Annotated in this window: 26 protein-coding genes, 1 tRNA gene and 2 pseudogenes; 14 read left to right on the forward strand and 15 right to left on the reverse strand. The window is 66.7% G+C overall.

Annotated features, from left to right (window positions below):
- A pseudogene (locus ACTJI6_RS20460) lies at positions 1–84 on the forward strand (IS5/IS1182 family transposase); the annotation flags it as partial.
- 2 nt (positions 85–86) lie between these two features.
- Here the strand turns inward: ACTJI6_RS20460 and ACTJI6_RS20465 are convergent.
- The 3 genes and pseudogenes from ACTJI6_RS20465 to ACTJI6_RS20475 form a co-directional block, all read right to left on the reverse strand.
- A complete protein-coding gene (locus ACTJI6_RS20465) occupies positions 87–515 on the reverse strand; it encodes a hypothetical protein (protein WP_440803286.1) in 429 nt (142 codons plus the stop codon).
- Positions 507–1,355: pseudogene (locus ACTJI6_RS20470) on the reverse strand (MYG1 family protein); the annotation flags it as partial. The pseudogene ACTJI6_RS20470 and the gene ACTJI6_RS20465, both read right to left, overlap by 9 nt.
- Before the next feature lie 124 nt (positions 1,356–1,479).
- Positions 1,480–1,788: an ETC complex I subunit gene (locus ACTJI6_RS20475; RefSeq protein ID WP_440803258.1), complete on the reverse strand. Its 309-nt coding sequence runs from the start codon at positions 1,786–1,788 to the stop codon at positions 1,480–1,482.
- Positions 1,789–1,910: 122 nt separating this feature from the next.
- On the opposite strand from ACTJI6_RS20475, the gene ACTJI6_RS20480 reads away from it, so the two are divergent.
- The gene (locus ACTJI6_RS20480) at positions 1,911–2,438 is read left to right on the forward strand and encodes a superoxide dismutase family protein (RefSeq protein ID WP_440803260.1); all 528 of its coding nucleotides are present in this window, start codon (positions 1,911–1,913) and stop codon (positions 2,436–2,438) included.
- Positions 2,439–2,443: 5 nt separating this feature from the next.
- On the opposite strand, the gene ACTJI6_RS20485 is transcribed toward ACTJI6_RS20480, so the two are convergent.
- Positions 2,444–2,746: a hypothetical protein gene (locus tag ACTJI6_RS20485; RefSeq protein ID WP_440803262.1), complete on the reverse strand. Its 303-nt coding sequence runs from the start codon at positions 2,744–2,746 to the stop codon at positions 2,444–2,446.
- A gap of 79 nt (positions 2,747–2,825) precedes the next feature.
- Between ACTJI6_RS20485 and ACTJI6_RS20490 the strand changes: the two genes are divergently transcribed.
- Complete coding sequence (locus ACTJI6_RS20490) at positions 2,826–3,101, forward strand: I78 family peptidase inhibitor (RefSeq protein WP_440803263.1); 276 nt, start codon at positions 2,826–2,828, stop codon at positions 3,099–3,101.
- Here the strand turns inward: ACTJI6_RS20490 and ACTJI6_RS20495 are convergent.
- The 3 genes from ACTJI6_RS20495 to rpsB form a co-directional block, all read right to left on the reverse strand.
- Entirely contained in the window at positions 3,088–3,687 is a 600-nt protein-coding gene (locus ACTJI6_RS20495; RefSeq protein WP_440803284.1) for a (d)CMP kinase, read from the reverse strand. The genes ACTJI6_RS20490 and ACTJI6_RS20495 overlap by 14 nt on opposite strands.
- Before the next feature lie 122 nt (positions 3,688–3,809).
- Positions 3,810–4,727 carry a translation elongation factor Ts gene (gene tsf, locus ACTJI6_RS20500; RefSeq protein ID WP_126155765.1) on the reverse strand — a complete coding sequence of 306 codons (918 nt, stop codon included), beginning with the start codon at positions 4,725–4,727 and terminating at the stop codon, positions 3,810–3,812.
- A 79-nt stretch (positions 4,728–4,806) separates the two neighbouring features.
- Positions 4,807–5,592 (reverse strand): 30S ribosomal protein S2, encoded by a 786-nt coding sequence (gene rpsB / locus ACTJI6_RS20505; RefSeq protein WP_126155766.1) that lies wholly within the window; start codon positions 5,590–5,592, stop codon positions 4,807–4,809.
- Between the two features lie 239 nt (positions 5,593–5,831).
- Between rpsB and trhA the strand changes: the two genes are divergently transcribed.
- From trhA to ACTJI6_RS20520, 3 genes are all read left to right on the forward strand, one after another.
- Positions 5,832–6,482 carry a PAQR family membrane homeostasis protein TrhA gene (trhA, locus tag ACTJI6_RS20510; protein ID WP_440803264.1) on the forward strand — a complete coding sequence of 217 codons (651 nt, stop codon included), beginning with the start codon at positions 5,832–5,834 and terminating at the stop codon, positions 6,480–6,482.
- A gap of 101 nt (positions 6,483–6,583) precedes the next feature.
- Positions 6,584–7,228 carry a bifunctional 4-hydroxy-2-oxoglutarate aldolase/2-dehydro-3-deoxy-phosphogluconate aldolase gene (eda, locus tag ACTJI6_RS20515; protein ID WP_440803266.1) on the forward strand — a complete coding sequence of 215 codons (645 nt, stop codon included), beginning with the start codon at positions 6,584–6,586 and terminating at the stop codon, positions 7,226–7,228.
- Between the two features lie 2 nt (positions 7,229–7,230).
- Complete coding sequence (locus tag ACTJI6_RS20520; RefSeq protein WP_440803267.1) at positions 7,231–8,433, forward strand: MFS transporter; 1,203 nt, start codon at positions 7,231–7,233, stop codon at positions 8,431–8,433.
- Between the two features lie 92 nt (positions 8,434–8,525).
- Here the strand turns inward: ACTJI6_RS20520 and xseA are convergent, their stop codons facing one another.
- Complete coding sequence (xseA, locus tag ACTJI6_RS20525; RefSeq protein ID WP_440803268.1) at positions 8,526–10,082, reverse strand: exodeoxyribonuclease VII large subunit; 1,557 nt, start codon at positions 10,080–10,082, stop codon at positions 8,526–8,528.
- Positions 10,083–10,144: 62 nt separating this feature from the next.
- Here xseA and purD point away from each other — a divergent pair, with 62 nt between their 5' ends.
- Positions 10,145–11,401, forward strand: coding sequence for a phosphoribosylamine--glycine ligase (purD, locus tag ACTJI6_RS20530; RefSeq protein ID WP_440803270.1), 1,257 nt, complete (start codon positions 10,145–10,147; stop codon positions 11,399–11,401).
- Between the two features lie 188 nt (positions 11,402–11,589).
- On the opposite strand, the gene ACTJI6_RS20535 is transcribed toward purD, so the two are convergent.
- Together ACTJI6_RS20535 and ACTJI6_RS20540 are read right to left on the reverse strand one after the other, a co-directional pair.
- Positions 11,590–11,663 (reverse strand) — tRNA-Gly (locus ACTJI6_RS20535).
- A 41-nt stretch (positions 11,664–11,704) separates the two neighbouring features.
- Positions 11,705–12,157, reverse strand: a complete 453-nt coding sequence (locus ACTJI6_RS20540) for a nucleoside deaminase (RefSeq protein ID WP_440803272.1) — start codon at positions 12,155–12,157, stop codon at positions 11,705–11,707.
- Positions 12,158–12,268: 111 nt separating this feature from the next.
- Here ACTJI6_RS20540 and ACTJI6_RS20545 point away from each other — a divergent pair, with 111 nt between their 5' ends.
- Positions 12,269–13,750, forward strand: coding sequence for a pseudouridine synthase (locus ACTJI6_RS20545; protein ID WP_440803273.1), 1,482 nt, complete (start codon positions 12,269–12,271; stop codon positions 13,748–13,750).
- Positions 13,751–13,804: 54 nt separating this feature from the next.
- Here the strand turns inward: ACTJI6_RS20545 and hemP are convergent, their stop codons facing one another.
- Positions 13,805–13,981: a hemin uptake protein HemP gene (gene hemP / locus ACTJI6_RS20550; protein ID WP_126155773.1), complete on the reverse strand. Its 177-nt coding sequence runs from the start codon at positions 13,979–13,981 to the stop codon at positions 13,805–13,807.
- A 105-nt stretch (positions 13,982–14,086) separates the two neighbouring features.
- Positions 14,087–15,010: a zinc ABC transporter substrate-binding protein gene (locus ACTJI6_RS20555; protein ID WP_440803274.1), complete on the reverse strand. Its 924-nt coding sequence runs from the start codon at positions 15,008–15,010 to the stop codon at positions 14,087–14,089.
- 83 nt (positions 15,011–15,093) lie between these two features.
- Here ACTJI6_RS20555 and ACTJI6_RS20560 point away from each other — a divergent pair, with 83 nt between their 5' ends.
- The 6 genes from ACTJI6_RS20560 to ACTJI6_RS20585 all read left to right on the forward strand — a co-directional run bounded on the left by ACTJI6_RS20560 (position 15,094) and on the right by ACTJI6_RS20585 (position 18,394).
- Positions 15,094–15,591: a Fur family transcriptional regulator gene (locus ACTJI6_RS20560; protein ID WP_126155775.1), complete on the forward strand. Its 498-nt coding sequence runs from the start codon at positions 15,094–15,096 to the stop codon at positions 15,589–15,591.
- The gene (locus ACTJI6_RS20565; protein ID WP_440803275.1) at positions 15,588–16,334 is read left to right on the forward strand and encodes a metal ABC transporter ATP-binding protein; all 747 of its coding nucleotides are present in this window, start codon (positions 15,588–15,590) and stop codon (positions 16,332–16,334) included. The genes ACTJI6_RS20560 and ACTJI6_RS20565 overlap by 4 nt, the downstream gene beginning before the upstream one ends.
- Positions 16,334–17,116: a metal ABC transporter permease gene (locus tag ACTJI6_RS20570; RefSeq protein ID WP_440803276.1), complete on the forward strand. Its 783-nt coding sequence runs from the start codon at positions 16,334–16,336 to the stop codon at positions 17,114–17,116. The genes ACTJI6_RS20565 and ACTJI6_RS20570 overlap by 1 nt, the downstream gene beginning before the upstream one ends.
- Before the next feature lie 197 nt (positions 17,117–17,313).
- Positions 17,314–17,538 carry a hypothetical protein gene (locus tag ACTJI6_RS20575; protein WP_440803278.1) on the forward strand — a complete coding sequence of 75 codons (225 nt, stop codon included), beginning with the start codon at positions 17,314–17,316 and terminating at the stop codon, positions 17,536–17,538.
- A gap of 139 nt (positions 17,539–17,677) precedes the next feature.
- Positions 17,678–18,070, forward strand: coding sequence for a hypothetical protein (locus ACTJI6_RS20580; protein WP_440803280.1), 393 nt, complete (start codon positions 17,678–17,680; stop codon positions 18,068–18,070).
- A gap of 51 nt (positions 18,071–18,121) precedes the next feature.
- Positions 18,122–18,394: a hypothetical protein gene (locus ACTJI6_RS20585; RefSeq protein WP_440803281.1), complete on the forward strand. Its 273-nt coding sequence runs from the start codon at positions 18,122–18,124 to the stop codon at positions 18,392–18,394.
- 3 nt (positions 18,395–18,397) lie between these two features.
- Here ACTJI6_RS20585 and ACTJI6_RS20590 read toward each other — a convergent pair whose 3' ends face one another.
- The 3 genes from ACTJI6_RS20590 to acs form a co-directional block, all read right to left on the reverse strand.
- Positions 18,398–18,760: a response regulator transcription factor gene (locus tag ACTJI6_RS20590; RefSeq protein WP_440803282.1), complete on the reverse strand. Its 363-nt coding sequence runs from the start codon at positions 18,758–18,760 to the stop codon at positions 18,398–18,400.
- 69 nt (positions 18,761–18,829) lie between these two features.
- Entirely contained in the window at positions 18,830–20,623 is a 1,794-nt protein-coding gene (locus tag ACTJI6_RS20595) for an MFS transporter (protein ID WP_440803283.1), read from the reverse strand.
- Between the two features lie 186 nt (positions 20,624–20,809).
- Complete coding sequence (acs, locus tag ACTJI6_RS20600; RefSeq protein ID WP_440798663.1) at positions 20,810–22,765, reverse strand: acetate--CoA ligase; 1,956 nt, start codon at positions 22,763–22,765, stop codon at positions 20,810–20,812.
- Positions 22,766–22,775: the final 10 nt, after the last annotated feature.

A 22,775-nucleotide genomic window follows, 5' to 3' on the forward strand; every position in this document is an offset into this window, starting at 1 on the left:
CGAGTTGCAACCCGATACGACAGGTGCCCCATCGTCTTCTTCTCGGCCATAGCTCTCGCTGCAACCGTCATCTTCTGGCTCTAAAGTTAATGAGTCTGGAGCCTAAGCGTCTGCACGAACGCAGTAGCGTCGACGGTGCGGTCTTCCGGTAGTGGTCGTGTGGCGAGATTCACGATGCGCTGCACCGCATTGGGATAGACCAAGGCTGCGATATCATCGGCCGCGAAACCCTTGCCCACCAGTGCAGCCAGAACCTGCTGTTCGAGATCATCTAGGCAGGGTCCGAACTCGATAGTGAAGCGCGCTAGGAAGGCCGCGCGATCTGTTGCGGCAGGAATGCGGGCGATGATCGATTTAAGCGGATCTGAGGTTGTGCTTTCGATCGTCGTCATATCGTCAAGCGTTAGACGCATCGTCCCGGTTTTGTCGGGAAAGTGGCAGAATAGGCGATATTGGATTTCGGGATTACCCGGTGCGCTGTTCCCGAAGTGCTCGAACATCTGCAGCACAGCCATGAAGCGGGCGTTGTGGCAGAAGCGTGAGCCAGGCACACCAGATGCAGCTTCGAAGGCCGCGTCCGTCAGCCCCGCCCAGGCTACGGGAAGATCGGCCCGAAGGGCAAACCCTCAGCTTCGCGGCGGATGCCGGTCAGGGCCCAGTCTGTTTCTCGGGGGTGAACCACGAACAGCAGGTGATTGGCGCCCGCCTTCTCGATGGCAGAGCCGAAGGGCATGCCTATCGGGAGTTCGAGGATCCGGCTTTCTCCGGCGGCGGCGATGGCCTCCATGACGACAGCCTCGGCCCGCAGCTTGGCCGCCTTTCGTGCAACCCGCCTCGATGAAGGCACGGGCGATGGTCAACGCGTGGTCGAAGGCCCGATCATCGGCACCCTGGCTGCGATCGTCGAAGACGGGTTTGAGGCTTTCCAGCAGGAGCGGCAGGGACAGGTCCGCGAGCAGCCCGCTTGGCGACAGGGAACCATTGTCTACCAAGTCGATGGGCAGGACGAAATCGGCGTCGAACGCTGCATGGATCATGTCCAGATCCCGATCAGGAACACCGAACGTCCGCAGATAGTCTCTGCCGAAGTGCCGCCAGATCAGGCCGAACGAGCTGTAGGGCTGGCCGCCGTCGCGCAGGGGTGGGCTCTTTTGGTGGTGATCGAAGATCAGCCGCTCCGGATCGTGATCGCTGCCGACGTCATAGATCACCCGGTCCGACGCCGGTGTGGTCCAAGCCACATCACGCGTCCGCATGATCCGCGCCTTCGGGAAAAGCCGCGTCAGGATAACGGAGGAGAGAAGTTCGTCAGCGTGAAAGCCACCGGAATGGGTGACGAGATGCGCAACAGTCAGGGCCTGGAAAAGAGATGACCGCCCGGAGGCGGTCAGCGAAGAATCAGTGGGTTACGAAGTCTTTGCCCCGAACTGAACAAATATATCCCTAGCCGGCAGCAACTATGCTCCGAACAACACAGCCTCAATGCGTCCAGGGCGCGCGCCGGTCGGTGGCGAAGTTCTCGCCATAGCCGCGCGGGCGGACATTGGCGGCGCGGCTGTGCGGGGGTTGGACAACGTAGTCGAGACCGTGTTCGCGGGCATAGTCCTCGGCCTGCTTCAGCGTATCGAAGCGCAGACGGACCTGGCTTTGCGTGTCGTCGCTGCTGATCCAGCCCATCAGCGGGTCGATGTCGCGGCCCTGCGGGGGGAATTCCATCATCCATTTCCGTGACCGCGCATTGCCGGACTGCATCGCATTGCGGGCGGGTTGATAGATGCGGACGCGCATTCGGGCTGCCTTTCGGTCGGATCTCGCGCGACTTATCGCCAATCGCGGCGCACTGATCAAGTCCCGGAACGGCTTCCTTTCCCCCTGCGTTGACCCGCGACCGCATATCACAGGAGGATCCGATGCCGTTTCGAACCGCCGCCGCCCTGGGCCTGTTGCTGGCCCTGCCCGCCGCCGCGCAGGACGCCGCCGCCCCGGCCGAGGGCGAAGCCCCCATGATCGCCGAGATCAAGATCGCCGAAGGGGAAAGCCTGGGCACCGCGACCGCCGTCGCCACCCCGTCCGGCATGATGCTGGTCACGCTGGAACTGCAAGGCGTTCCGGCGGGCATCCATGGCGCGCATATCCATGAAACGGGCGAATGCTCGCCCCCCGATTTCGAATCGGCGGGGGGTCATCTTGCCGGTGACAAGGACCATGGCGTGATGGCCGCCAACGGTCCCCATCCGGGCGACCTGCCGAACATCCATGTGCCCGACAGCGGCGCGCTGACCGTGGAATATTTCGTGGCAGGGTTGACGCCCGACCTGATCGCCGACGACGACGGGTCGGCCATCATCATCCACGAACATCCCGACGATTATGTCGGCCAACCCTCGGGGCACGCGGGGGGCCGCATCGGCTGCGGCACGTTCGCGCAGGCGAACTGAGGCCGCTATTGCGCAGGCGCGGCGTCCACGAAGGGCGCCGTGATCTCTGCCGTCTTGGTCTGCTTGTCGAAGATGCAGATCATCCGGTCCGCGCCGGTGTCCTGGGTCACGGTCACAAGCGCCGCACCATAGCTTTGCGACCCGAATGGATTGACGTCGATCATCACCGTCGCGGACTCGGGCGCATCTACCAAAGCCAGGCAGGCTGTTTCGACCAAGAGGCGAAACTCCTCCCACGCATCCTCGCTGGAGGCCGACGCCGTGATGGGCGCCAGGGACAGGGCAAGCACCATAAGGGGCTGTTTCATTCTTCTTCTCCGGGCCTGTTAGAGGACGGAACGCCTTGGCCCCGCGGGTCGTTCTGGTCAAAACACGAAGGTGATCCGAATGCCCCTGTTCCTGCGTATGATCCTGCCAGCCCTGTCCCTTGCCGCACTGTCGGCCTGCGACACCACCTATGCGCCCACGGTATCGGGCACGCGCTGCGATCCGGGACGGCATCAGGCGCTTGTCGGCAGGAATATCGGCGAAGTCATCCTGCCGCCGCAATTGCGGTATCGGGAAATCGGTCCGGGTCAGATCGTGACGCGGGATTATCAGCCCGGCCGCCTGAACATGTATCTGGACGCCAAGGGATGGATCACCCGGATCAGTTGCGGCTGACGGCCGTTCGCGCCTTTTCCACCTGGGCGATGGCGCGGGCGATGGCCTCGGCGATGGTCAGGTGACTGGTATCCAGCAGCACCGCATCCGGGGCGGGCTTCAGCGGCGCCGCCGCCCGGTCCCGGTCGCGGCGGTCCCGTTCCTGCAACTGGATCAGCATCTCGTCGGCATCAGCCCCCAGTTCGGCGGCCCGACGCTGGGCGCGGACCTGATCCGAGGCGGTGACGAACAGCTTGACCGCCGCATCGGGGCAGATCACCGTGCCGATGTCACGCCCGTCCAGCACCGCGCCCGGTTCCTGCGCCGCAAAGCGGTGCTGGAAATCGACCAGGGCCGCGCGCACCTCGGGGAGAGCGGCGATGCGGCTGGCGGCTTGCCCGGCTTCGGCGCTGCGCAGGTCGGGTCTGTCCAGGTCGCCCGGCTGCAAGGATCGCGCCGCCGCGACGGGGTCGCCGCCCTTGGCGCCGGTCGCGCGATACAGCAGCCCCGTATCCAGGTGATGAAAGCCGAAATGGGCAGCCAGGGCGCGGGCGATGGTGCCCTTGCCGGCTGCGGCGGGTCCGTCGATGGCGATGATGAATGGCATGGTCACGCAAGATTGGCTTCGGCCCCACCCATCGCATGACAGGGGGCCAAGGTCCACCCGACCTTATGACACACAAAACGCCGGCCCTGGGGACCGGCGTTCGGCAGTCATGAAAAGTCGGATCAGGACGAGGCGCTGCTGAGGGACTTGGCGACCTCGGCTGCGAAATCCTCTTCCTTCTTCTCGATCCCTTCGCCCACGGCGACGCGGGCAAAGCCGGTGATCTCGACCCCGGCTTCCTTGGCGGCCTGTTCGACCGTCACGTCGGGATTGATGACGAAGGGCTGGCCCAACAGGGTGTTTTCAGCCACGAACTTCTTCATCCGGCCGGGGATGATGTTGTTCTGGATCACGGCCTCGGGCTTCGGCTTGGCGGACGAGGCGTTTTCCTCCAAGGCTTTGGCGGTCTGCACTTCCAGCTCGCGCGCCAGCAGCGCCGGATCCAGCGTGGCTTCGGACAGCGACACCGGGTTGGTGGCCGCAATGTGCATCGCGAACTGCTTGCCGATGGCCTGCGCCTTGTCGGCCGGGCCTTTCAGCGCGACCAGCACGCCGATCTTGCCCATGCCCTCGGTCGCGGCGTTGTGGACATAGGAGACCACGGTATCGCCTTCCAGGACGTGCATCCGGCGCAGCGTCAGGTTTTCGCCGATCCGGGCGATGGCGTCGGTCACGACCTCGGAGACCGGCTTGCCGTTCAGATGCGTGGCGCGCAGCACCTCGACATCATCGGCGGTGGTCAGCGCGACATTGGTGATCTCGCGGACAAGCTGCTGGAAATCGGCGTTCTTGGCGACGAAATCGGTTTCCGAGTTCAGTTCGACGGCGACACCCCGGCCATCGGTGACCTGCACACCGACCAGGCCTTCGGCGGCAATGCGGTCGGCCTTCTTGGCGGCCTTGGCCAGACCCTTGGTGCGCAGCCAGTCGACGGCGGCTTCCATGTCGCCGTTCGTTTCGGTCAGCGCCTTCTTGGCGTCCATCATCCCTGCGCCGGTCGTTTCGCGCAGCTCTTTCACCATCGCGGCGGTGATAGCCATGATCCGTCTCCTTTGATCAACGCGTCAGGCGGGAAATATCCCCGCCTGACGACAATTCCGTAACTATCGGGGGCGCCGGTCAGGCGTCGGCGGTCGCCTGTTCCTCGGCCGCGGGTTCGTCCAGCAGTTCCTCGGGGGCATCCGACAGCGCACCGACATCGACGCCTGCGGCGCCCATCTGGGCCGACATGCCGTCAAGCGCGGCGCGGCTGGCCAGGTCGCAATACAGCGCGATGGCACGGGCGGCGTCGTCGTTGCCGGGGATGATATAGTCCACGCCTTCGGGCGAGCAGTTGGTATCGACCACGGCCACGACCGGAATGCCCAGCTTCTTGGCTTCCAGGATCGCCAGGTCTTCCTTGTTCACGTCGATGACGAACAGCAGATCCGGCAGCCCGCCCATGTGGCGGATGCCGCCCAGCGAGGCTTGCAGCTTGGCCTGCTCGCGTTCCAGTTGCAGACGCTCTTTCTTGGTCAGGCCTTCGGCGCCGCCCGCCATCGTCTCGTCGATGGCTTTCAGGCGGTTGATCGACTGGGACACGGTCTTCCAGTTGGTCAGCGTGCCGCCCAGCCAGCGGTGGTTCATGTAGAACTGGGCCGAGCGTTCGGCCGCATCCGCGATGGGCTTTTGCGCCTGGCGCTTGGTGCCGACGAACAGCACCCGGCCGCCCTTGGCAACGGTGTCGCGCACGACCTGCAGCGCCGCGTCCAGCATCGGCAGGGTCTGGGTCAGATCCAGGATGTGGATGCCGTTGCGGTCGCCATAGATGTATTCCGCCATGCGCGGGTTCCAGCGCTGCGTCTGGTGGCCATAGTGGACGCCAGCTTCCAAGAGCTGACGCAGATTGAATTCGGGAAGCGCCATTCCATGTCCTTTCCGGTTTGCGCCTTGGCAGGGGATTCAGGGCGGACGCCCCAACCGGTGGACCTTTCGCGGATGTCTCCCGCGAGGGCCCGCCCCTGCCTGTGAAGTGTGGGGGCAAATAGACGCTGCGCCCCCGATTTGCAAGGGCTTTCCCCAGGCCGATCACGTAAAACCTGAACAACCTGTCAATTGCCCGCCCGGCCCGAGTCGGGCAAGATGAAACCATCAGGAGGTTTGCGATGATCGATAGCCCGGTCCGCTTCGGGCGGCCCTACGATTTCCACGAGATGCTGGCCGACGGCATCGTCCACGCCATCGGCGTCGTGCTGGCGGTGGTGGGCGTCGCCGTCCTGGTGATTCAGGCTGCGGAATCGGCCAACCGGGCCGATCTTGTGGCCGTCACGATCTATGGCGGCGGGCTGATCCTGGCCCTTGCGGTGTCGTTCCTCTATAACATGCTGCCGCATTCGACCCTGAAATGGTATCTGCGGCGGGCCGATCATTCGGCGATCTTCATCCTGATCGCCGCAACCTACACGCCGTTCCTGCACAAGGCCTCGGCCGACCCGGCGGTCTTCGCGCTGCTGGTCTGCGTCTGGACGATGGCGGCACTTGGCGTCGCGCTCAAATGCCTGCTGCCGGGGCGCTACGACCGGCTGGCGATCCTGCTGTATATCCTGATGGGGTGGAGCGGGCTTGTCGCCATCCGCCCCATCGCCGACAATCTGCCGCCCCTGTCGATGTTGCTGATCGTGATCGGGGGCATCGTCTATACGGTAGGCGTGATCTTCCACGTTTGGGAAAGGCTGCGGTTCCAGAACGCCATCTGGCACGGTTTCGTGGTGACGGCGGCTGCGCTGCATTACGTGGCGGTGCTGTCAGCGATCTAGGTTAGCGATACCAGGATTTGCCTTCCAGGACGGCAAACCGCTTGCATCGGGGTCCGCCAGCGGGCAGTTTGCCCGCAGATCGCGGAACGGAAGGTGGCGCCATGAACCCTGAAATCCAGTCGCAAAAGACGCGCGCCCTGTGCCGCCTGGCCCCGGTCATTCCGGTGATCGTCATCAAGAATGCGGAACGTGCGGAAGGGCTGGCGCAGGCGCTTGTCTCGGGCGGCCTGCCGGTGCTGGAGATCACCTTGCGGTCGGACGCGGCGCTTGACGCGATCCGGGCAATGTCCTCGGTCTCGGGCGGCCATGTGGGCGCGGGCACGGTGCTGACGCCGGACGACGCGAAGCGGGCGAAGGATGCGGGGGCGACCTTCGCGGTCTCCCCCGGGCTGACCGACCTGCTGATCGCGGCCTGCGAGGAACTGGAACTGCCGCTTCTGCCCGGCGCCGCCACCGCATCCGAGGTGATGCGCGCGGCCGACGCGGGCTATGACATGCTGAAATTCTTCCCGGCCGAGGCGATCGGCGGCGCGCCCGCGCTGAAATCGCTGGCCGGTCCCCTGCCCCGGATCAGTTTCTGCCCGACCGGCGGCATCACCACGGCCAATGCGGGCGATTATCTGTCGCTGCCCAATGTGGTCTGCGTCGGCGGAAGCTGGATCGCCACCGACGCCGATGTCAGCGCCGAGAACTGGGGCGCGATCCAGGAACGCGCCCATGCCGCGTCCCGGCTGAGCCGGGGCTGATCTTGGTCCCCGACGACCGGCGCGCGCGCCGCAACGTGATCGTGCTGGTGGCGGCCCAGGCGATCCTGGGCGCGCAGATGTCGGTGATCTTCATCGTCGGCGGGCTGGCCGGTCAGATCCTGGCCCCCAATCCCTGCATCGCCACGCTGCCCCTGTCGATGATCGTTCTGGGATCGGCGCTGACCGCGCGGCCTCTGGCCCGCTTCATGCAGACGCGCGGCAGGCAGGCCGGGTTCCTGCTGGCGGTGCTGGCGGGCGGAGCGGGCGCGGCGCTGGCCGCCTGGGGCCTGTCCGCCGGATCCTTCTGGCTGTTCATGGCCGGCTCGCTGCTGACCGGCATCTATATGTCGGCACAGGGATTTTACCGTTTCGCCGCGACCGACCTCGCATCCGAGGACTATGCCCCCCGCGCGATCAGTTGGGTGATGGCGGGGGGGCTGGCGGCGGCGGTCATCGGCCCGGCGGTGGTGCGCGCGACCGATGGCCTGACGGCAGAGCCGTTCCTGGCCACCTATCTGGCGGTGATCGCGCTGAATGCCCTGGGACCGTTCCTGTTCGCCTTCCTGGACACGCCCCGGCCCCAAGCGGCGGTCAGCCAGCAGCCGACGGGCCGCAGCGCGGGCGAATTGCTGCGCCAGCCGCAGATCGCCGTGGCGATGATTTGCGGGATGGTCGCCTATGCGCTGATGAACCTGGTGATGACCTCGACGCCGCTGGCGGTGGTGGGCTGCGGCTTCGCGCCGACCGATGCCGCCAACATCGTCAGCGCGCATGTGCTGGCGATGTTCGCCCCCAGCTTCTTCACCGGCCACCTGATCGCCCGGTTCGGGGCCGAGCGGATCGTCGCCGTCGGCCTGTTCCTTCTGGCGCTTGCCGGGGCCGCCGCGCTGTCGGGGGTCGAGCTGTCGCATTTCTATGCCGCGCTGATCCTGCTGGGGATGGGCTGGAACTTCGGCTATATCGGCGCAACCGCCATGCTGAACCGCGCCCACACGCCCGAGGAACGGGGCCGGGTGCAGGGCCTGAACGACGCGGTGGTGTTCGGGGGCGTCTTCCTGGCCTCGCTGTCATCGGGCGGTCTGATGAATTGCAGCGGCGGATCGGTCGTGGCGGGCTGGAACGCAGTCAACCTGGCGATGCTGCCCTTCCTGGTGTTGGCCGGAGGCGCGCTGATCTGGCTGATGCTGCGCCCGCAAGAGGGCTAGCAGCAGGGGCGCTTCGCCCCGGTCGCCCGCGGGTTCCCGAACCAGGGGCGAACCAGCCGGCGATCCCCCGAGGGTATTTATACAAAGGTGAATCAGAACAGGGATTTCTGTTCGGACGGCTTGGCCTTGCGGCTGGCTTTCGGCGATGCGCCTTCGGGCCGCGCCGTGACCCGGCCATCCGCGAATTCCAGCTCGACCTGTGGAACCTGCCGCGCGCCCTGGGCCGAGGTGATGACCCCATCCGGCCCGCGCACGACGACGAAGCCGCGCTTCAGCGTTTCGGTATAGCCCAGCGACTGCCGCATCCGATCCGCCCGTTGCAGCGCCTCGCTGCGCGTGCGGATCGCCCGCTGCGCCGCCAGGCCCAACCTGCGGGACAGATCGGCCAGCTTCTGATCCTGCACCGTGATCGCCCGCCGCGTCGTGGCCACCACCCGCGCCAGCGAGGCATCCAGCCGTTCCGCCATGGCCGTCATCCGGTCGCGCCGCCGCTCCAGCCGCCGGATCGCCGCGGCGTCCAGCCGATGTTCCAGCCGATGCAGCGCGTGGCCCTTGCCGTCGGTGAAGCGGCGCAGCAAGGCCACCGGCATGGGCCGGACCGCAAGCTGATGCCTGCGGGCGCGGACCAGACCGTGCAGCGCCGGATCCAGCCGCCCGGCCCACAGATCCAGCCGTTGACGCGCGCCTTCGGTCAGCGCGGCAGGGCGTCCCAACGCGCGCGACAGGTCGCGCAGCCGCTGCCGGGGCCGGTCGATGTGATGCTGGCTGCACCGCGTCAGCCGGGCTTGCGATTCCGCCAGCCGCGCCGCCAGTTCCGCCAGCACCGGCACCGCTATTTCGGCGGCGGCGGTCGGCGTCGGCGCCCGGCGGTCGGATGCGAAGTCGATCAGCGTCGTATCCGTTTCGTGCCCCACGGCCGAGATCAGCGGGATCCGGCTTTCGGCGGCGGCGCGGACCACCGCCTCTTCGTTGAAGCCCCATAGATCCTCCAGGCTGCCGCCACCCCGCGCCACGATCAGCAGATCCGGGCGCGGGATCGGCCCGCCCTGCGGCAGGTCGTTGAAGCCCCGGATCGCGGCGGCCACCTGCGGCGCGCACCCCTCGCCCTGGACGGCCACCGGCCAGATCAGCACGCGCGTCGGAAAACGGTCGCGCAGCCGGTGCAGGATGTCGCGGATCACCGCCCCGGAAGGCGAGGTCACAACCCCGATCACGCGCGGCAGCGAGGGCAGCGGCCGCTTGCGCGCCTCGTCGAACAGCCCCTCGGCCGCAAGCGCCTGGCGGCGCTTTTCCAGCATCGCCATCAGCGCGCCAAGGCCCGCCGGTTCGATCTGATCGACGATCAGCTGGTATTTCGACTGGCCGGGAAAGGTGGTCAGGCGCCCGGTGGCGATGACCTCCATCCCCTCCTCGGGGCGCTGCGCCAGCTTGGCCGCCTGCCCTTTCCAAGTGACGGCGGCCAGAACGGATCGGTCGTCCTTGAGGTCGAAATAGACATGCCCCGAGGACGGCCGCGACACGCGCCCGATCTCTCCGCGCACGCGGACGCGGCCGAACTGATCCTCCAGGCTGCGTTTCACCGCGCCCGACAGTTCCGAAACCGTGAATTCATGCGCGTTGCTGCCCGGCGCGTCTTCCAGCAAATCCATGCGTCTTGTTCCCTTGTCGCGGCCAGACTAGAACGCCGCGACCAGAAGCGAAAGGGCGGCCCATGAACATCCTGATCCTCGGCGGCGGCGGGCGCGAACATGCGCTGGCCTGGGCGATCCGGCAGAACCCGAAATGCGACCGCCTGATCGTGGCGCCGGGCAATGCGGGCATCGCCAATGTCGCCGAATGCGCCGACCTGAACATCCTGTCGCGCGCCGAGGTGCTGGAATTCGCCCAGGAAAACGCCGTCGACTTCGTGGTGATCGGCCCCGAGGCACCCTTGGCCGCAGGCGTGTCCGACGCGTTGCGCGATGCCGGGTTCCTGGTCTTCGGGCCGTCCCAGGCCGCCGCCCAGCTTGAGGCATCGAAGGCCTTTACCAAGGAAATCTGCGATGCCTGCGGGGCGCCGACCGCCGCCTGGGCGCGCTTCACCGACGCCGCAAGCGCCCGCGATTACGTCACCGCCCAGGGCGCGCCCATCGTGGTCAAGGCCGACGGCCTTGCAGCGGGCAAGGGCGTCACCGTGGCGGAAACCGTGGATCAGGCGCACCAAGCCATCGACGCCATCTTCGACGGCGAGTTCGGCGAGATGTCGGTGGTGATCGAGGAATTCATGGCGGGCGAGGAAGCCAGCTTCTTCATCCTCTGCGACGGCACCGACTGCCTGCCCATCGGCACCGCCCAGGACCACAAGCGCGTGGGCGACGGCGATACCGGCCCCAATACTGGCGGCATGGGCGCCTACAGTCCCGCCCCGATCCTGACCGAGGCCTTGCAGCAGCAGGTGATGGCCCAGATCGTGCGCCCCACCGTTGCGGAAATGGCCGCGCGCGGAATGCCGTTCCAAGGCGTGCTTTACGCCGGGCTGATGATCCGGGACGGGCGCGCGCGCCTGGTCGAATACAACGTCCGCTTCGGCGATCCCGAATGCCAGGTGCTGATGATGCGCCTTGGCGCGCAGGTGCTGGACCTTCTGCTGGCCTGCGCCGAGGGGCGGTTGGCCGAAACGGCCGTAAACTGGGCCGACGATCACGCGCTGACCGTGGTGATGGCCGCGAACGGCTATCCCGGCCAATACGAAAAAGGCTGCATCATCAAGGGGCTGGACAACCTGTGTGAAAGCAGTTTCCAGATGACCTTCCACGCGGGCACCGCCAGTCAGGACGGCGCGATCATCGCGACCGGGGGCCGCGTCCTCGCCTGCACCGGCCGCGGCGCGACCCTGGCCGAGGCGCATCAGCGCGCCTATGCCCAAGTGGACGCGATCGACTGGCCGGGCGGCTTCTGCCGCCGCGACATCGGCTGGCGCGCGCTCTAGGCTCGCGGCTCATCTGTCTCAGCCAGATGCGTAGCGATGCGGGTTGGATGAAGGAGAGGAAGTTGGCATCGGGCTTTCGACGCTTGGCAAATGGCTGCGGGCCATTCCGAAATACCCGCGACGCGGCCAGATCGAACCACCTTTTAAGAGAAATCCTTGATTCTAAAAGATTCTTTTGAATTCAAGGTTGGAGCGGGTGATGGGAATCGAACCCACGTATTCAGCTTGGAAGGCTGCTGCTCTACCATTGAGCTACACCCGCATGGGCGACGGTATAGCCACGCCGCGCGGGCGGCGCAACCGTCATCGGCGGTCCCGGAAGAATCCGACCAGCAGCGCCCTTGCCCCCTCGGCGTCGATGCCGTCATAGATCTGGGGCCGGTGATGGCATTGCGGATGATCGAAGACCCGCGCGCCATGTTCCACCCCGCCCATCCGCACGTCGCCGGCCCCGTAATACAGCCGCCCGATCCGCGCGGCCGAGATCGCGGCCGCGCACATCGGGCAAGGCTCCAGCGTCACCCACAGGTCGTGGCCCGGCAGGCGTTCGGATCCGACGATCCGGCAGGCGGCGCGGATCGCCAGGATCTCGGCATGGGCGGTTGGGTCGGACAGCTCTCGGGTCCGATTGCCTTCCGCCGCGACGACGCGCCCGGCGGGATCCGCCACCACGGCGCCCACCGGAACCTCGCCGCGCAGGGCCGCCGCCCTTGCCTGATCGAGGGCCAGGGCCATATGAGAGGTGAAGCGGGTCATGCCCGCTTGTCGCAAGGGTGTCGCCGCCGCGCAAGCCGCCCTTTCCCATCCGCGCCGCTTCCGCTAGAAGCGCCGCTTTGCCACCGCAGCGATGCGCAGGAGAAGATCGCCATGACCGACGACAGTCCCACCCCCGCCCCGAATCCCACCCCCGATCGCATCGCCAAGGTGATGGCCCGCGCAGGCGTCGCCAGCCGCCGCGACGCAGAACGGATGATCCTGGAGGGCCGGGTGACGGTGAACGGGAAAAAGATCGACAGCCCGGCGCTTGACGTGCTGCCCAGCGACCGCATCACCGTGGACGGCAAGAAACTGGACGAGCCGCAGGAAACCCGGCTGTGGCTGTATTACAAGCCGCTGGGCCTGGTGACGACCGAATCCGACGAAAAGGGCCGTCAGACGGTGTTCGACGCCCTGCCCCGCGACCTGCCGCGCGTGATGACCATCGGGCGGCTGGACCTGACATCCGAAGGGCTGCTGCTGCTGACCAATGACGGAGAGCTGAAGCGGCGGCTGGAACTGCCCTCGACCGGCTGGCTGCGGCGGTATCGGGTCCGGGTGAACGGCACGCCCAGCGACATGACCTTCGCCCCGCTGCGCCGGGGAGCCACCATCGACGGAGAGGAATTCGCCCCGATGGAAATCAAGCTGGACAGCCAGCAGGGCGCGAATGCCTGGCTGACGGTCGGCATCCGCGAGGGCAAGAACCGCGAAATCCGCCGCGCCATGGCGCATGTCGGCCTTCAGGTGAACCGGCTGATCCGCATCGGCTATGGTCCCTTCAAGCTGACCGGCATGGAAAAGAATCAGGTGGTCGAGATCAAGAAGCGCGTCCTGCGCGACCAGCTTGGCGGGCTGCTGACGGGCGAGGAGACCGCCCCCAAGGACCGCGAAATGCGCCCGCGCGGTGCCGAAGGCTCTCGCAAGCCGCGACGCGACGACGGCGAGGCCCCGCGCCGCGTTTTCCGCGCCAATGGCGACGGGGACAGCCGCTTTGCCCGCAAGCCCGCCGGACCGCGCGATGATTCGGACCGCCCGGCGCGGCCCTGGTCGGGCAAGCCCCGTCCCGGTTCCGAGGATGGCGGCGACCGGCCGGGATTCCGGGGCAAGCGTCCGCAAGAGGATGGCGAACGGCCCGCACGGACTTGGGCCGGAAAGCCGCGCGCGGATCGCGACACGGCGGGCGACCGGCCGCGCCACGGCAAGCCTGGGCCCGGGGGCCAGGGGGGCAAGCCTGCCTTCCAGGCGCGCGGCGACCGGGCCGAGGGCGAACGCAGCTTCAAACCGCGCGGCGACCGGCCCGAAGGCGAACGCGGATTCAAGCCAAGAGGGGACAGCAAACCCGGCGAGCGAGGCTTCAAGCCGCGCGGGGACGGAAAGCCAGGGGGGGACCGGGGCTTCAAGCCTCGGGGGGATGTGCCGCGTGGCGAAGGCAAGCCGGGGGCCGAGCGCAAATCGTTCGGCAAGCCGGGCGGCCCGAAGCCGGCGCGAAGCGGTGCGGGCAGCGGTCAGGGCGCCCGGTTCACCGGCAAGCCACAGGGGCGGCCGGACGGCAAACCGGGCGGTGGCCCCAGGAACAAGCCGCGCGGGTGATCCGCCGGCTGCCCTGGGCTGCGCGCCAAGGCTGATCCAGAAGCGAAGGAGGGATTACTTCGTCAGGATCAGCTTGCCGGCGCGCGTGATGCGCAGTTGATAGATCTGTTCGTCCAGGACGATCAGGGCCTGGTTGCCGCCCCGCGTCAGCGTAGTGGCATCATGCTGCGGGATGCGCGCCAGAACGCTGGTTGCCGGTTGCTGGAAATCTGCGGGACGCGCTGCGGTCATGATCAGCCTCTTGCGGGTTAGACTTGTGTTACGGCAAATCTGACAACTTTGATCTGGATTGTCAAAGTAAAAGAGTCGGAAATAATTTGCCCGCGCAAAAGGCGGCTATTCCCCACCCAGGCAATCAGCCAGTGCGTCCGCCAAGCCGGTCAGGACATCGCCGTAAAGGGCCGGTCCGCTGTCCAGCATGCCGCCCTCGGGCGCCAATTCGTCGCCCATGCGGACTGCGGTGCCTTCGATGACCGTCTGCACCAGCCTTGGATCGCCGCCATATTCGGGGAACGCGCAGGCTGCCTCCGTCTGGGCGATCTGGTCGCGAATCCCGCCAAGCCGGGCGGCCGAGGGCGTGCTGGCGTCGCCCAGCGACACGGCGATGGCCGGGCGCAGGCCGAAATGATCGGTGAAATAACCATAGGCGTCGTGAAAGACGACGATTTTGGCCTGGCGATGGGGCGACAGTTGCGCCTGGATCCGCGCGTCCAGATCCGCGATCTGCTGCGCAGCCGTTGCGGCATTGCTGGCATACTGCGCCGCGTTGTCGGGATCGGCCTTGGCCACCATGTCCGCGATGGCCGTCAGCCACAGCTGCGCATTGGCCGGGTCCAGCCAGGCATGGGGATCGGTGCCCGCATGATCATGCGCGTGGTCATGGTCATGGCTGTGGTCATGGTCGTGATCGTGCCCGTGATCCTCGGCATAGGCGCGCAGATGGGTTCCCGGCACCTCCAGCAGGCGCAGTTGCGGAATTCCCCCCGCGACCGAAGCGGCGGCACGGTCCAGCCACGGGGTCAGTTCAGGCCCGGTCCAGACCAGCAGACCGGCATCCTGCAACCCCTGCGCATCCGAGGGCCGCATCTGGTGGTGATGCGCATCGGCGCCCTTGGGCAGCAGAACCTGCACCTGCGCCAGATCGCCCGTCACCTGCTGGACCAACGAGGCGGTGATGGGGGTGTCGGTTACGATCCGGGGCGGCTGGGCCGCGACCGGACCGGCAGCCATCAGGGCCAGGGCTGGGATCATCATGCGCATCATGTCACCTTTGGTTCCTTGAAAAGCTGCGCTTTCGCATGTTATATGATAACAAGTCAATCCAAACGTGATAAGATAACACATTGTCCGATCAACCAGCCTCGTCCGCCCCGGCCTTCGCGCCCCATGACCACCGCGCCTGCGAGGCGCGCGCCCTGGATCAGGCCCGCGACCGGCTTGCGGAAAACGGCGCGCGGCTGACCCCGGTGCGGCGGCGCACGCTGGAGATCCTGCTGGAATCGCATCGGGCCATGGGCGCCTACGAGGTTCTGGACCGCCTGGCCGCCGAAGGCTTCGGCCGCCAGCCGCCCGTGGCCTATCGCGCCCTGGAGTTTCTGGTCGAACACGGGCTGGCCCACCGCCTGCAACGCCTGAACGCCTTTGCGGCCTGCCTGCATCCCGGCCACGACCACGCCCCCGCCTTCCTGATCTGCCGGTCCTGCGACATGCTGGCCGAACTGCCCGCCGCCCCGGTCCGCGACGCCTTGGCCGATCTGGCGGCGGAAAACGGCTTCCAGGTCGAACGCGTCACGATCGAGGCCCTGGGCCTGTGCCCCGCCTGCGCCGGAACCGCGGCATGACCGCCCTGATCCAGGCCCAAGGCCTGACAATCCAGCGTCCCGGCGGGCACGAGACGGTGCTGCACGGCGTCGATTTCCGCATCGCCTCGGGCGAGATCGTGACGGTGGTCGGCCCGAACGGGTCGGGCAAATCCTCGCTGGTGCGCGCGCTTCTGGGGCATATGCCGCTGGCGGCAGGCCGGGTCGCGCGCAAGCCGGGGCTGCGCATCGGCTATGTCCCGCAGCGGGTGCTGGTCGATACCACGATCCCGATGACCGTGCGGCGCTTCCTGTCCCTGCCCCGCCGCGTGGGCGACCGGGACGCGGCGCAAGCCCTGGCCCGCACCGGGGTCGAGGGGGTCGAGGCGCGGCAGTTGACCCAGCTGTCCGGCGGGCAGTTCCAGCGCGTCCTGCTGGCGCGCGCGCTGCTGCACGACCCCGAACTGCTGGTGCTGGACGAACCCACGCAGGGGCTGGACCAGCCCGGCATCGTCGCCTTCTACAAGCTGATCGAGGAGGTGCGCCGCCAGACCGGCGCCGCCGTGCTGATGGTCAGCCACGACCTGCTGGTGGTGATGCGCGCCTCCGACCGGGTGATCTGCCTGAACGGCCATGTCTGCTGCGAGGGCACGCCCCAGCATGTCAGCAGCGCGCCGGAATACCGCGCCTTGTTCGGGGCGGAAGCCGAAGGCACCCTGGCGCTGTACCGCCATCACCACGATCACGATCATGACCTTCACCACCACCACGCCGGGGCGCATTGATGCTGGACGATTTCTTCATCCGGGCGATGCTGGCGGGCCTGGGCATCGCCGCCGTCGCCGGCCCCCTGGGCAGCTTCGTGGTCTGGCGGCGGATGGCCTATTTCGGCGATGCGACGGCCCATGCGGCAATCCTGGGGGTGGCGATCAGTCTGGGCTTCCAGATCTCGATCTATGCCGGGACGCTGCTGGTGTCCCTGGCGATGGCGATGGCGATTTCCGCCCTGGTGTCGCGCGGTCAGGCGATGGACACGATGCTTGGGGTGTTGTCGCATTCCGCCCTGGCCGTGGGCCTGGTCGCGATCAGCTTTGTCCCGCAGGCCCGGTCGGATCTGTCGGCCTATCTGTTCGGCGACATCCTGGCGGTGGGCCGCGCCGACCTGGCGCTGATCTGGACGGGCGCGGCGGGGGTGCTGGCGCTGCTGGCCTGGCGATGGCAGCGGCTGCTGACCGCATCCCTGAACGAGGAACTGGCCATGGCGGCCGGAATCGACCCCAGGACGGAACGGCTGGTGCTGTCCATTGCCCTTGCGATTGTAGTGGCGCTGTCGATTCGCGTCGTGGGATCGTTGCTGATTTCGGCGATGCTGATCGTTCCTGCGGCGACCGCCCGCGGATTGTCGCGCAGTCCCGAAAGGATGGTCGGCAATGCCATGCTGATCGCGGCGGCGGCGGTCATGGCGGGGCTGTGGGCCAGCCTGCGGCTGGACACCCCGGCAGGCCCCTCGATCGTGGCTGCGGCAGCCGCAATCTTCATGATTTCCCAGGCGTTTCGTCGCGCTTAGTGCAGGATTGCAACACCTCAGCGGGGGCGGTTTCCCCGGCGGAACCAAGGCCCGGCCTGGGTGTTGGCCAATATGCAACAGTGGGCACAACCCAGCGACGGATTTGAACCAATGCAGCTTTCAAACGTCTGGGGATTGTGTAACTGTCGCCTCGATGTTGCCGGTGACGGCAGCTTTCAACGAAACGGAGCATGATCATGACCAAATTCGCTACCTTCGCTGCCGCTCTCGGCCTGACCGCAACCTCGGCTCTGGCCGGTGGCTATGTCGCCCCCGTCGTGGACGTCGAGCCCGTCGTCGTGGAAGAGCGTCCCGCCTCGACCAACGCTGGCCTGGTCGTCCCGGCCCTGCTGCTGCTGGGCGTCATCGCCGCCGTTGCTTCGGACGACGACGACGACGACTCCACCCCGGCTACGGAATAAGAATTCTGTACGGAACCCGGGTTCCGTCGGATATAAAGGGCTGGCCTTGGGCCAGCCCTTTTTCGTTGCGCCGCTCGACACGGGGTCAGCACAGGCTTAGCATCGGTACCGACCGTTCAGGAAACCTGCGGGGGCAATCATGTACCGGCTTTTGATCCTGGGACTGCTGGCCGCGCCCGTCCCCGCATCCGCGCAAACCACGACCGAGGATGGGCTTGGCCTGGTCGAACGCGGCCTTGGCATCATCGCCGACAACCTGTGGACCGAATTCGGCCCGCAACTGGACCAACTGGGCGACGGGATGGGCAAGGCGCTGACCGACCTGGGTCCGGTCCTGCGGGATCTGGCGGTGCTGGTCGACGACATGGGCAATTACCAGGCGCCCCAGCGGCTGGAGAACGGCGACATCCTGATCCGGCGCCGCGCCGACGCGCCTCCGCCGCCGCCCTTGGAGGAAGCGCTTCGGGAACCAGGCGATCCCGAAACCCCTACCGTTCCCATCGATCCGGACCAGCCCGAAATCCCGTTATAGACCCAGCCCTGCCGGATCGGCTAGGCTGCGGAAAAGACGAAGGGACGCGTCATGGGTGACTTGCTGGCAGCGCAGGCGGGGGATGTGTTTCGGATCGGCCTGCTTGTGGCGCTGATGCTGACCACGCTGCGCAACCGTCCGATCACCGGGATGCTGCTGCCGCTGGCCGCCGGGGCGCTGTTCGTGGCGCTGATCATTCCGGTGACGGGCGCCTCGCCCCGGCCCGAGCCGCTTGCCACGCAGGTGCTGTCAGGGCTTCTGGTGAACGCGGTCTATCTGGCCATCGGGCTGGGCCTCTGGACGCTGTGGCAGCGGCGCGGCTGAAGATCATTCCAACAGCCGCGTCATCTCGGCGCGCAGTTCCACGATTTCGAAGGGCTTGGCGATGAAGCCGTCCGCGCCAAGCGCAAGGCCGCGCCGCCTCTCGACGATGGACCCGCGCGCGGTCATCAGCAGGATGCGGACGCCCGACGGGCCGGGATCGGCGCGCAGCAGCTGGACGATCTCGTAACCCGACATGTCGGGCAGCATCACGTCCAGCAGCACCAGGTCGGGGCGGTCCGCGCGGATTGCCGTCAACGCGGCGGCGCCTTGGGACAGGCGGGAATGGCTATGGCCGTCGCGGGCCAGCAGGAACTCCAGGGCCATGGCGATGTTGTCCTCGTCCTCGACAACCAGAATGCGCGCCATGGGGCCGGGCCTTCCTGAACTATCAGGGGAACGGCCGGGCCGGGAAACAATCCCGGCCCGGCCAGCGGTTCAGACGCCGTCGTCGGCGAAGATGTTCTTCTTGTGGCTGTCGCCCGGCACGAACAGCGCGCCGATGATCACCGTCATCACCGCGATCACGATCGCATACCACAGCCCCGCATAGATGTTGCCGGTCTGGGCCGAGATCGCGAAGGCCGTCGCGGGCAGAAGCCCCCCGAACCAGCCGTTGCCGATGTGATAGGGCAGCGACAGGCCGGAATAGCGGATCCGGGTCGGATACAGTTCCACCAGCTGCGCCGCGATGGGGCCATAGACCATCGTCACCAGCACGATCAGATAGGTCAGGATCAGCACGATCTTGATGTTCTGGGCGTTGAAGATGTCGAAGAAATGGTCGGCCTTGGCGACGGTCGTATTGTCGGCCGCGACCAGCGGATAACCCGCGGCGGTCAGCGCCGCGTTGATTTCCGCCGTGAAGCGGGCCTTCTCGGCCGCCAGCGCCTCGCCCGTCAGGGCATTGGCGTCATAGGACTGCACCACCGTCTCGCCCACCTGGACCGAGGCCACGGTGCCTGCCGGGGCATCCACGGTGTCCGAATTGACCGAGGATTTCGACAGGGTCGCCTTGACGATGTCGCAGCTGTTGTTGAACTGCGCCGTGCCCACCGGGTTGAACTGGAAGGAACAATCCTCGGGCGCCGCCGTCACCGTCACGGGGATCTGCTGGGCCGCGTGCAGCGCCGGGTTGGCGACGCTGGTCAGCAGCGGGAACACCCACATATAGGTGATCGCGGCCAGGGCGCAGCCGCCCAGGATGATCGGCTTGCGGCCGATACGATCCGACAGCGACCCGAAGAAGATGAACCCGGCGGTGCCCAGGATCAGCGACCAGGCGACGAAGACATTGGCGCTGAACTGATCGACCTTGATCACGTTCTGAATGAAGAACAGCGCATAGAACTGGCCCGAATACCAGACCACGGCCTGTCCGGCGGTCAGGCCGAACAGCGCGATCAGGGCGATCTTGCCGTTCTTCCAGTTGCCGAATGCCTCTTTCAGCGGCGCCTTGGACTGCGCGCCCTCTTCCTTCATCTTCTTGAAGGCCGGGGATTCGTTCATCTGCAAGCGGATATACAGCGAGATCAGCAGCAGGAAGACCGACCCCAGGAACGGAATCCGCCAGCCCCAGGCCTTGAACGGGTCCAGCATGACCTGGGCGCCGGTCGGATCCAGCAGCGGCTGGCCGTCAAGCCCAAGCTGCGGAACCGCCGGATAGTTCGCGTTCACATAGGACGTGACCAGCAGGATCACCACCAGCGACAGCAGCAGCCCCAGCGTGGCCGTGGTCTGGATGAACGAGGTGAAATAGCCCCGTTGCCCCTGCGGCGCGTGTTCGGCGACATAGACCGCCGCGCCCCCGTATTCCCCGCCAAGCGCCAAGCCCTGCAGCATCCGCAGCACGATCAGGATGATCGGCGCGGCGATCCCCCAGGACGCGTAGCCCGGCAGCAACCCCACCAGAAAGGTCGAAAGACCCATGATCAGGATCGTCGCCAGGAAGGTGTATTTCCGCCCGATCAGGTCGCCCAGGGCGCCGAAGACAAGCGCGCCGAAGGGCCGCACCAGGAAGCCCGCCGCGAAGGCCAGCAGCGCAAAGACGTTCCGCGTCGATTCCGGGAAGGCCGTGAAGAACTGCGCGCCGATGATCGCGGCCAGCGAGCCATAAAGATAGAAGTCGTACCATTCGAAGATCGTGCCCGCGGACGAGGCCAGAATGACCTTCTTCTCCTCGGACGTCATGGGACGCGAACGGGTCGTCGCGTCGGGCGATGCATAAGCCATCAATCCTCCTCCTGTTGAGCCGGTGCCGCGCCGGCTTTCGATTTGACGGACAATCCTTCTTCGGTCGCGTCCCTGGCAGGGCCAGGGCGCGTGTCTGGGATCGCTCGTCCGGCAGGTCTGGCGGCACCCGGTCCTCCCCCCGGAGGCCGCCTTTTCATTTTTTCCGGGGAAGCCTTCTCCGCGGCGTCACCCTTTGTTCATTCTGTTTTTGATGAGGTCGTCGACGACCTCTGGTTCGGCGAGGGTGGAGATGTCGCCGAGGGTGGCGTAGTCGTTTTCGGCGATCTTGCGCAGGATCCGGCGCATGATCTTGCCCGAGCGGGTCTTGGGCATCCCAGGCGCCCATTGGATCAGGTCCGGCTTGGCGATCGGGCCGATCTCGGTGCGGACCCATTTCTCCAGCTCGGCCCGCAGCGCGTCCGAGGGCTCGACCCCGTTCATCAGCGTCACATAGGCATAGATGCCCTGCCCCTTCAGCGGATGCGGATAGCCCACCACGGCGGCCTCGGCGACCTTCTCGTGGGCGACCAGGGCCGATTCGACCTCGGCCGTGCCCATCCGGTGGCCCGACACGTTGATCACGTCGTCCACCCGGCCGGTGATCCAGTAATAGCCATCCTCGTCGCGCCGGCAGCCGTCGCCGGTGAAGTAGTAACCCGGATATTGCTGGAAATAGGCCTCTTCGAACCGCTGGTGGTCGCCCCACAGCGTGCGCATCTGGCCGGGCCAGCTGTCGGCGATGCACAAGACCCCCTCGGCCGGGTTGCCCTCTTGCACGGCGCCGGTCTGGGCGTCCAGCACCGCGGGCCTGATGCCGAAGAAGGGCAGCGTGGCGGAGCCGGGCTTGGTCGGGATGGCGCCGGGCAGCGGCGTGATCAGATGCCCGCCGGTCTCGGTCTGCCACCAGGTGTCGACGATCGGGCAGCGGCCCTTGCCGATGTTGTCGTTGTACCAGTGCCAGGCCTCGGGGTTGATCGGTTCGCCCACGGTGCCCAGGATGCGCAGGGACGACAGGTCGTGGCCCTGGATCGGATCGGTGCCCTTGGCCATCAGCGACCGGATCGCGGTCGGCGCGGTATAGAACTGCGTCACCCGGTGCTTGGCGCAGACCTCCCAGAAGCGGCCGGCGTCGGGATAGGTGGGCACCCCCTCGAACATCACCGTGGTGGCGCCGTTGGCCAGCGGGCCATAGACGATATAGCTGTGGCCCGTCACCCAGCCCACGTCGGCCGTGCACCAGAACACGTCGCCGTCCTTGTAGTCGAAGACGTATTGATGCGTCATCGCCGCATAGACCAGATAGCCGCCGGTCGTGTGCACCACCCCCTTGGGCTTGCCGGTCGACCCCGAGGTGTACAGGATGAACAGCGGATCCTCGGCCCCCATCGGCCGGGGCGGGCAGTCCGGGCTGGCCGCCTCCATCAGCGCCTTCACGTCCACGTCGCGGCCCTGGATCCAGGTGGTCTGGTCGCCGGTATGCTTGACGACCAGGCAGCGCACCCGGTCCGAGCAGTGCAGCAGCGCCGCGTCGGTGTTCGACTTCAGGTTGGTGCGCCGCCCGCCGCGCGGCGCGGTGTCGGCGGTGATGACCAGCTTGGCGCCGCAGTCGTTGATGCGGTTGGCCAGCGCATCCGGGGAAAAGCCCGCGAAGACGATCGAATGGATCGCCCCGATCCGCGCGCAGGCCAGCATCGCATAGGCGGCTTCCGGGATCATCGGCAGATAGATCACCACCCGGTCGCCGCGCATGATGCCCTGGGACAGCAGCACGTTGGCGAAGCGGTTCACCTTTTCCGACAACTGGGCATAGGTGATGTGCTGGGCGGGGGTGGCGGGATCGTCGGGCTCGAAGATGATCGCGGTCTGGTTCGCGCGGGCGGGCAGGTGGCGGTCGATGCAGTTGACCGAGGCGTTCAGCACCCCGTCCTCGAACCACCTGATCGAGACCCGGCCCAGCGTGAAGTCGGTGTTCTTGACGGTGCCGTAGGGCTGGATCCAGTCCAGCCGCAGCCCCTCGCGCCGCCAGAACGATTCGGGGTCCGCGATCGATTCGGCGTAAAGCCGCGCATAATCCCCAGCCCCCACATGCGCATCCCCGAAACCCGCCGGAACAGGATGCTTTTCAATCGCTTCAATCGTCATCAGCTTGCCT

Origin of the sequence: Paracoccus sp. 22332, assembly GCF_052045125.1 — a bacterium.
Taxonomy (GTDB): Bacteria; Pseudomonadota; Alphaproteobacteria; order Rhodobacterales; family Rhodobacteraceae; genus Paracoccus; species Paracoccus haematequi_A.